6 protein-coding genes and 1 pseudogene are annotated in these 9155 nt (G+C 62.3%); 2 read left to right on the forward strand and 5 right to left on the reverse strand.

All coding sequences use genetic code 11. From position 1 onward, the window contains the following. Positions 1 to 73 precede the first annotated feature (73 nt). From HL671_RS36920 to HL671_RS36940, 5 genes are all read right to left on the reverse strand, one after another. Positions 74 to 2845 carry a molybdopterin-dependent oxidoreductase gene (locus tag HL671_RS36920; RefSeq protein WP_172243897.1) on the reverse strand — a complete coding sequence of 924 codons (2772 nt, stop codon included), beginning with the start codon at positions 2843 to 2845 and terminating at the stop codon, positions 74 to 76. Further along, positions 2836 to 4398 (reverse strand): NADH-ubiquinone oxidoreductase-F iron-sulfur binding region domain-containing protein, encoded by a 1563-nt coding sequence (locus HL671_RS36925; RefSeq protein WP_172243899.1) that lies wholly within the window; start codon positions 4396 to 4398, stop codon positions 2836 to 2838. Before HL671_RS36925 ends, HL671_RS36920 begins: the two co-directional genes overlap by 10 nt. A 30-nt stretch (positions 4399 to 4428) precedes the next feature. Then, the gene (gene phnC, locus HL671_RS36930) at positions 4429 to 5220 is read right to left on the reverse strand and encodes a phosphonate ABC transporter ATP-binding protein (RefSeq protein WP_311993513.1); all 792 of its coding nucleotides are present in this window, start codon (positions 5218 to 5220) and stop codon (positions 4429 to 4431) included. A 90-nt stretch (positions 5221 to 5310) separates the two neighbouring features. Next, entirely contained in the window at positions 5311 to 6126 is an 816-nt protein-coding gene (gene phnE, locus HL671_RS36935) for a phosphonate ABC transporter, permease protein PhnE (RefSeq protein WP_172243903.1), read from the reverse strand. Positions 6127 to 6183: 57 nt separating this feature from the next. Beyond that, entirely contained in the window at positions 6184 to 7098 is a 915-nt protein-coding gene (locus HL671_RS36940; RefSeq protein WP_246579782.1) for a phosphate/phosphite/phosphonate ABC transporter substrate-binding protein, read from the reverse strand. 655 nt (positions 7099 to 7753) lie between these two features. Here HL671_RS36940 and phnF point away from each other — a divergent pair. Continuing rightward, positions 7754 to 8485 carry a phosphonate metabolism transcriptional regulator PhnF gene (gene phnF / locus HL671_RS36945; RefSeq protein ID WP_172243909.1) on the forward strand — a complete coding sequence of 244 codons (732 nt, stop codon included), beginning with the start codon at positions 7754 to 7756 and terminating at the stop codon, positions 8483 to 8485. A 206-nt stretch (positions 8486 to 8691) separates the two neighbouring features. Further along, positions 8692 to 8796 (forward strand): annotated as a pseudogene (locus tag HL671_RS38660) (dihydroxyacetone kinase subunit DhaK); the annotation flags it as partial. Between the last annotated feature and the right edge of the window lie 359 nt (positions 8797 to 9155).

Raw genomic sequence — 9155 nt, forward strand, 5'->3', positions numbered from 1 at the left:
CATATGGGTTGAGAGTTCACGGCACCGAGTTCCGGTGGACCCGAGAAGTTACATCAGCATGCTAGTAGCGGGTTCACGTTTGATTATCTGACCCTATGTTTTTTGATTCATCGCGAATAAGCCGCGCGGCGCAAAACTTGTACTCGGGGGCACGCGTCAGCGTGTCGAGGTGGCGCGTCGTGAGGTCGTTCGCCGGCGCCTCGAAGAACGACATCGCCATCCATATCACACCCGATTGCAGCCGCTCGTCGCAAACCGCAGGCAACCGAACACTCCCGCGTCGAGTCAGAACCTCGACCCGCTCACGATCATTGAGATCCAATCGAGCGAAGTCCGCCGCGGATACATGCACCAACGACTCCGGTGACAGCGCATCCAATGTCTTGGCGCGCCGCGTCATCGACCCGGTGTGCCAGTGCTCGCGCACCCGCCCGGTGACCAATATCAGCGGGTATTGTTCGTCTGGAAGCTCGCCGGGCGACCCGTTCGTCAACGCGGCAATTCGCGCCTTGCCTCCGATGGCGGGAAAAACCGTCGCGAACAGGCTGCCGCCGTTCGATGGATCCGCTGACAGTGGATATTGAAGCTGGCGCTCCCGGGTGATCGTCGCCCAATCCATCCCCGCCAGGGCCGGCACCGCCCTGACCATTTCGTCGAACACGGCGCCGACATGGTCGAAATTCCAACGAGCACCCATTCTGGTTGCGATCTCGCAGGTAATCTCCCAGTCGGGACGAGCGGCGCCCGGCGGCGGGACCGCGGTCTCGACCAGCTGCACGAAACGATCCGTGTTCGTCACTGTTCCGCTGCGTTCGGCGAGCGCCGCCGCCGGCAGCACGACGTCGGCGAATGCCGCCGTCTCGGTTGGGAAGATGTCCTGCACGACGAGATGTTCCAGCGACGCCAGCGCCCGTCGCGTCATCGCGAGGTCGGGAGCGGCCATGGCGGGATTTCCGCCGCTGACGTACAGCCCTTTCATCTCCCCGGCGGCTGCAGCTTCAAGGATCTCGACGACCGTAAGACCACGCTCGCCGGGAATGTCCGTCTGCCATAGCCGTTCGAAGAACGCGCGTTCGCCGGCGTCGCTGATGTTGCGGTTGCCCGGCAGGCACATCGGGAGGAGCCCCACGTCGCACGACCCCTGCACGTTATTCTGGCCCCGCCACGGATGCATGCCGGCCCCCCGCCGTCCCACTTGCCCGGTAACCAGCGCTAGCGCGATAAGCGCGCGCATGTTGTCCGAGCCGTGGGCATGTTGCGACGCCCCCATCCCCCAGAAGCACATTGCGTTGGGCGCCTTGGCAAATAGCCGCGCTGCACCGACTATCGACTCTTCGGGAACTCCGCACACGCGGGCCGCAACTTCCGGCGGATAGGCTGAGACCCGCGCCTTCAAATCGTCGAACCCCTCGAGGCGCTGCGATACGAATGCGTGATCGATCAGGTCCTCGGCGATCACGACGTGCGTCATCGCCGAGAGCAGAGCAACATCGGTGGCCGGACGCAGCTGAAGGTGATAAGCTGCGTGACGCGCGAACGGCTGCCGATAGGGATCGATCAGGATCAGCTTCGTCCCGCGCCTCACCGCGTTCTTCATGAAACTGGCCGCGACCGGATGGTTCACCTCCGGATTCGACCCGACCACCAGCGCAACATCCGCTTCCAGGATGTGGCTAAACGGCAAGGTCACCGTCCAGGTTCCAATTGCCTCCGTCAGCGGCGGAATCGATGCACACAGGCGCGTACAATGGTCGATGTGACTGGTCTTCAATACGGTGCGTGCCAGCTTTTGCAGCACATACGCGTCCTCGCTCGCACTTTTGGCAGAGCCCAATACTGCCAATCGCGCCGAGCCGTGCTTTTCCTTGACCTTCAGGAACCCGGCGGCGGCGCGATCGAGCGCCTCGTCCCACGTCGCTTCGCGAAACAGCGTCAAGACATCGGCCCCGGTCAGATGCAGCTCCGGATTCTTCGGGGCGTCTTCACGGCGTATCAGCGGCACCGTCAACCGCTCTGGATGCGCCAGATAGTCGAAGCCGAACCGGCCCTTGACACACAACCGACCGCGATTGGCCGGGCCGTCCGCGCCTCTGGCGATCACGGCGCGGTTCCCCGCGATCCCGAGCTCGACCCGGCAACCGACACTGCAAAACGGGCAAATGGTCTCCGCGGTCCGCTCGATCGTGAGTTCCGCCGGCATCCGACCGGCGACGCCGGCGCCGCTTCGCAAGGCCCCCGTTGGGCAGACCTGAATGCATTCGCCACAGGAGACACAGCTGCTGTCACCGAGCGACCGGCCGTGATCAAACGTGATCCGGGTCTCGGTACCGCGTCCTGCCAGTGCGACGATGCCGTTCACCTGCACGTCCTGGCACGCCACCCGGCACAGACCGCAGCGGATGCAGGCGTCGGCGACAAACACGACGGCCGGATGGCTCGTATCAGGCTGCGTCACGACCGCGTCGAATCCGAACCTCGTCGCCGTCACATCGAGCGACCGCGCCAAGCGCCCAAAAGTTGTGCTGGTCTGGCCCGCGAACTCTACCTCTCCCATTTCGGATGCCGTCAGTTCGACGACCAGTCGCCGCACGTTGTCAATGCGATCGTTGCGCGTCGTCACGGCCATCCCCTGCGCCACTTTGCGTCTGCAGGCGGGCACCAAGGCCGCTTCGCCGGCGACTTCGACCAGGCAGCTGCGACAGGCGGCGATCGGTGTGTACCCCTCGCGGTCGCATGCACACAGATACGGAATCTGCAGCCCGGCTCCGCGCGCCGCATCCATCACGGTCGTGTTCTCGTCTGCCTCGATCGTCCGGCCGTCGATGTGGAGTGACACTACCGGCATTCCGCGCTCCCCTGCAGCCGCTCGGCTGCACCCGCAAGGAATTGACCAGCGCTGCGGCCCAATCCGCAAATCGAGGCCTCGCGCATTACCTCGGCGAGCGACCGCATGAGGACCGGATCGAGCGGGCCCCCGGCGAGCATGCCCGCCATTTTCGATGTCCCGACTCGACAAGGGGTGCACTGGCCGCAACTCTCGCGCGCCAGGAATGCTGCCATCTTCGCCGCGATCCATCTCACGTCGTCGCGTTGTGCGAATACGATCACGCTGCTGCCGCTTCCGATCCGGATGCCCGCGCGCAGAAGGTCATCCAGCGGCAGCCGGCATTGCTCGGCGGTCAGGATTGAGCCGGCCGCCCCGCCCAGAACTACCCCACCGAGTTCCTCGCCCTCGGTCATGCCGCCGCACGCTGCAATCAGCGCAGCAATATTCGGTAGCGACGCCATCAGCTGAACGCCTGGACAACAGACGCGACCGCTGACGCTGAAGATGCGGACAGCGGGATCAAGCAGCCGCGTTACCGGCAACGACGCCTCGACGCGCATGCCCCAGGCTGCCCGTAGGCGGTATAGCGTCTCGATATTTTGAACGAGCGTAGGTCTGCCGAAGAGCCCGTGGGTTGTTGGGAACGGCGGCTGTTCGCGCGGCCGTCCCCGCTGGCCCTCGAGGCTTGCGATCAAGGCCGTCTCCTCGCCGCAAATATACGCCCCACCACTGCGGCGAAGGTCGAATTCGACATCAGCGCCCAGACCCGCAACCCGCATCTCGTTGATTACCTGTTGCAGTTCGCGATACAGATGGTCGTAATCGTCACGGAGATAGATGATCAACCTCCGCGCGCCGACGACTGCAATCGCGACCAGCGCGGCGTCGATGACCCCATGCGGGTCTCTTTCGAGGATATGCCGGTCCTTGAAGGTACCAAGTTCGCCTTCGCTGGCATTCGCGATAACGACCGGCTCACCGTGCTGATCGCGCACGGCGCGCCATTTCCGCACCACCGAGGATGCACTACCGGATCGTTCGATCGCCGCGAGCACGTCGGCCGCGTCGACATCTCCGCGCCGGAGTCGCTCCACATATCCGTAGCCGCCTGCCGAGCGATAGGATTCGAGCGTCCGCCAATTGGCCTTGTCCGCATGCACGACGTTCGACCCGGTCCCGACGACGTCCTGCGCAGAATCGCACCGCCCTCGGCACGCGCTGCCGCCGCAGAGGTACGATTCATCCCGCGTTGCCTCCCGCTCCTCCGCCGAATGCGGCGACCGTACCAAAGCGCACACCAAGTCTTCACACGCCGCAGCCCGCGTGGCGACGGCGGTCGGATGGTAACGAACCGAGGGATAGAAAGTCGCAAGCTCGTAGAGCTCGGCTCTCGACAGCTTCAAACCATCGGCGACGCGTACCAGAACGTCGTCGGTGATGCCGCCGAGCCGGTCACGCAGCTGCAGCAAAATCTCCAGAGCACGATCGCTCGTTGCGTCGTGGTGCGCCAACACGTCATCGACTATGTTGACGACGGCTCCGTCAATCGTCCGGATCAAATGGTTGCTCATTCCCCCCTCTGCAATATCGCATCCCCTCACTCAGCTGGCATAGAGCTCATTCTGTGCGGGAGGCTTCATGGGTGCTCCCTCCTGGGTCGGCGGCGTCAAGCTGCCGTTGCGCTGCGCGCCATACAGGCGCACGTACGCCGCCTCGTCGAATTCTTGGGTCGGCACGTCGATCACCATACGCCCGCATGAGAGGCCGATGATGCGGTCCGCGTAGGTGCGAGCGAAAGGCACCTGGTGCAGGCTGCAGATCACCGCGACGCCCCCCGAACGGGCGATTTCGCGCAATAATTCCAGCACTCCGGCACCGGCGTTCGGATCGAGACTTGCGACCGGCTCGTCGGCGACGATTATGCTCGGCTGTTGCGCCAGAGCTCGGGCGATGGCGACACGTTGCTGCTGTCCGCCCGACAAGGTGTCGGCACGCTGAGAAGCTTGTGCGAGAAGACCGACGCGGTCCAGGCATTCGAGTCCCAGCAGTCGATCGGCCCGCTCGAACTGCCGCAGCCATCCGCGCCAGAGCGGAACATAGCCGAGGCGGCCGGCGAGCACGTTCTCGAGTGCGGTGAGCCGGCTAACGAGATTGAACTGCTGGAAGACGACGGCAATGCGCCGGCGCGCATGCCCCTGCAATGTGCTGACGTCCTCTCCGTCGAGACGGATCTGGCCGCGATCTGTCGCGATTAATCCGGTCACGCAGCGGAACAGCGTCGTCTTGCCCGCGCCGCTGGGGCCCAGTAAGGCCACGAACTCGTGCTCGCGGACGGAGAAGGTTACATCGTCGATCGCGGCGTGGCCGGAAAAGCGTTTGGTGATGCCGGCCACCGCGAGCCGCGGGAGCCTGTGTTGCTCCGTGGCCCCGCGGACAATTGGAAGTGCGAGTGACGGAGCGGCAGTCAGCTCAATGGACATAGCTCAACCCAACCTTTGCCGCAGCCAGTTCGAAAGCTGATCGAGGGCCGTGACGACCACGAGGATGATCGCAATGATCGTGAACAGCCGCGAGAAATCGAGCAGGTCCATGCTGTTCTTGAGTTCCTGCCCGATGCCTCCGGCTCCGACGACGCCGAGGACTGTCGATGCACGCACGTTGAATTCCCACCAGAACAATGTCGTCGACAGCAGCACGGGCAGAACGTCGGGCACCAACGCGTACATGATCGTCGTCAGACGACCGGCTCCGGTTGTTCGGACGGCTTCGAACGGCCCGAGATTCGCGTTCTCGATATGATCGGCGAAGAACTTCGCGGAGCTTCCCCACGTGTGCAGTGCAATGCCCAATACGCCAGCGAATGGACCTAGACCGACGGCCGCTACGAACAGCAGCGCGAAGACGAACGAGTCGATGCCGCGCAGCGCATTCAGGAACCAGCGCGTAGGATAGTAGAGACGCGGAAACGGCGTGATGTTTCGGCTAGCCAGCATCGCAGTGGGAAGCGCCAGCAGAGTCGCAATCGTGGTTCCGATCGCCGCCATGGCGACGGTCTCGGCGGTGCGCAGCAGGAATAGCGGCACCTCATCGAGTTTCGGCGGCCAAGCCTGCTCGATCCAGCGCCAAAGCTTGGGAAGTCCTGTTGCCAGCTTACCAAGATCGACGGCCGCGAGATGAATGGCGACGACATAGAAGGCGACAACAAATACAGCAATGAGCCAGAATTGTACCCGCGCTACGGAGATGCCCTGCTGCATCCGATCGAGGTCGTTCAAGGTGCGTTCAGCGGGGGTCATCATCGCACTTTCTTGGGGATGGGAGCCGCCGGACATTTGCTGCCCGGCGGTCCCTTCGGCTCAGGTCTTCACCTTGATCTTGCCGAGCGCAATGCCGGCCTTCTCGATGGAGTCGTAGGAGGCGTGCGTTGCCGGAACGAAGCCGGTGTAGCGGGCCGGTAGCAGCGTTTTGGCCTGCTCGATCGTGATAGCGGTGAGAATTTTCTGCACTTGGATACCGAGATCCTTCGGTGCACTCGCAGACAATGCGATGGCGTCGTTCGGCAGCGGATCGGATGTCCAGACGATCTTGTTGGAATCCTCCTTCACACGTCCGCTCGCGATCATAGCGTTACGGTTACGGTCGAAGTCCGTCGCCATGTCCACCTGACCGGAGCTGACGGCCATTTCGTTCGCAGCGTGCGTCGCGCCTTCGCTGTATTTCCAGTAGGTCTTCGGATCGATCTTCCAGACCTCCTTGGCGTAGTAGCTGGGGATCAGCCAGCCGGAGGTTGAACCGACATCGGCAAACGAAATCAGCCGGCCTTTAGTGTCGTCCGGGAACTTGGAGACGCTCAGATCCGGCCGCGCGATGATGATAGCGTAGTAGATCGGCTTATCATCATATTTGACCGTGGCGACCGCCTGGCAGTTCGTCGACGCGTTAGCAATGATGTAGCCCCACGGACCCATCCAAGCGACGTCGAGTTGACCCGATCCCATGGCGACGGCCATGCCAGCCCAGTCGGTGGTCGCGAACAGGTCGAAATCAGATCCCAACTCTTTGGCGAGATGCGCGAAAACCGGCGTATAGGCCTTCTTGGTATCGTCTGGACTGGGGAGAAGCGGCCCGACGCCAAAGCGCAGCTTCTTTGATTGGCCGATGGCAGGCGTAAACAAAGCTGTGGCGGCGACGCCGGCCGCCCCAGCGAGCAATTTCCGTCTTTGAATTTTCATGACGCGTGTCTCCACCGAGAGATAGGCGCGCCGCACCATGCGCCGCGTGTTTGTTCGCTCTATCTGGTCGCTTCAAGTTGTCTAGACCTCTAGTGGGAGCATGTGTCGGGCGTGTGTCGGGCGCGTGACGCCCACGGGCACTCGGCAAATATGTCGCAACCGGATTTGACGAATTGCTCTCAGGCGGCGTCGATCGAGTCCGAGTCATACTCATGCATGCACGATCCGATTACCGGGCCTCTATCGCCGATAACCAGAAAGTTTGCAGATGCCACGTTAGACCCGCAGATGCGACGTAGGAGTCATTGATGCAGTTCGCCCGCTCCGCAAACCGCCGCTGATACTGTCGTTGGCCTTGGTGACGATCGACACGATCGATATCTCGCTCTTAATCGCCGTTATGCCCCTGCGGCATTTGGCCTTCCGCTCGCCTGACTCGGTGCCGCGAACTACGCGCCAAACAGGAGCATCTACGTGATGCGTGTGGCGGCGCCGGCACGATCCTCGTCGTCATCTTCGCCGCCGTCTTCCTTTTCGACCAAATTTCGGAGCGAATAGAGGCATTGCTCATGCTAAGAATCGCGACTCAATGCTAGAAGAGCCCGTCACTGGCGGCGGAGCGGACGAGTAGCGCAAGCCTGCTTCCGGTTCATCTGCACAAGGTCGGTCGTCGGTCACAGGATTCATCGCCCACATGGTCACCCGCACCCTCGCGCCTCACTCAAGCAACGCCCGCTACCGCCAGATTGCCGACGAGTTCGAGCGCGAGATCCGCCGCCGCTACAAGGTCGGAGAGCGCCTGCCGGGCGAGCACCAGCTGGCCGAGCGGTTTGGCGTCAATCGTCACACCGTGCGCCATGCCATCGACATGCTTGAGGAGGGGGGGCTCATTGTCCGCCGGCACGGAGCCGGCACTTTCGTGGTGGCCAAGCCTGTGGTCTATCCGGTCGCTGCCGGATCGCGCTTCACCGAGAATCTAGTGAAAGCCGGCCACAGCACGGAAAGTCAGCTCATTCGGAAGGAGATCATCGCGGCCCGCGGCGGTGTGGCTCAGCGCCTCAAGCTGCGCGATGGGGCGAAGGTCTTCGCGCTCGAGACCCTGCGCCTGGTCGACGGCGGGCCGTTCTGCGTCATTTCGCACTTTCTGCCTGCGTCGATCGGCGCTGCGGTGTTCGAGGACTACAATGGCGGCTCGCTGCACACACTGATCGCACGGAAGACGGGCAAGAAGCTCAAGCGTGTGCTGAGCCTCATCACGACCTTGCCGGCCCAGGCGGACGATGCGGCGCGGCTCGCCATTCCGCCACAGCATTGGGTGCTGAGGGTCAAGAGTGTCAACGTCAATGCAGCCAGCGGTAAACCCATCGAATACGCCGTGACGCGCTTCCGCGCCGACCGCGTCAAGCTTGCGGTCAAGATCCCTTGAGTGCCATGACTGGCAGAAAGTCAATCCGATGAGAGAGAATCAAGTCTAAATATATTAACAAATCTGTGGCATCAAACCCGGTGAATGACGGCATTGCGGGATTCAACGTGTGTCATCTCGCACTTTCTGCCCTGGTCGATCGGCGCTGCGGTGTTCGAAGCCTACAACGGCGGCTCGCTGCACACGCTGATCGCGCGCAAGATGGCCTAGACATGGCCGGTGTCTCGATCACCGTATATCTGCTCGACAGTCAGGCGAAGAAATTGTGGGATGCTCCGGTGCACACCGCAGCGCTGCGTTGGGGTGCCTGATCTCTTTTCGCGGCTTGGGCTTATCGGCATCCGCCGAGCCGGACGGCTCGTGACGCGGTGATCCGCTCCCTTGCCGCTTTGCCGCTCTCAACGATCGAGTCGAGGTTCTGGACGACAATGATATCGTAATTTCAATAAGATAAGAGTTCGTGGTTTTGTTCCGAGTGGCGCGCCATTCAAATCAATCACTTAGCCAAAATCACCGTTTGAGATCTGAAAATTAAAACGGTTTTTCAAACGGTTTAGGCACGCTACGTGGCTGTGGACGGGGCCGCTCCTAGCGAAAAGGTCAAATCCAGGATCAGAGCTTGAGCGGGAGTTCGAATCCCTCCCTCTCCGCCACTTCAGTCCCTGAGTGG

The organism is Bradyrhizobium denitrificans (assembly GCF_013179005.1).
GTDB lineage: Bacteria > Pseudomonadota > Alphaproteobacteria > Rhizobiales > Xanthobacteraceae > Bradyrhizobium > Bradyrhizobium denitrificans.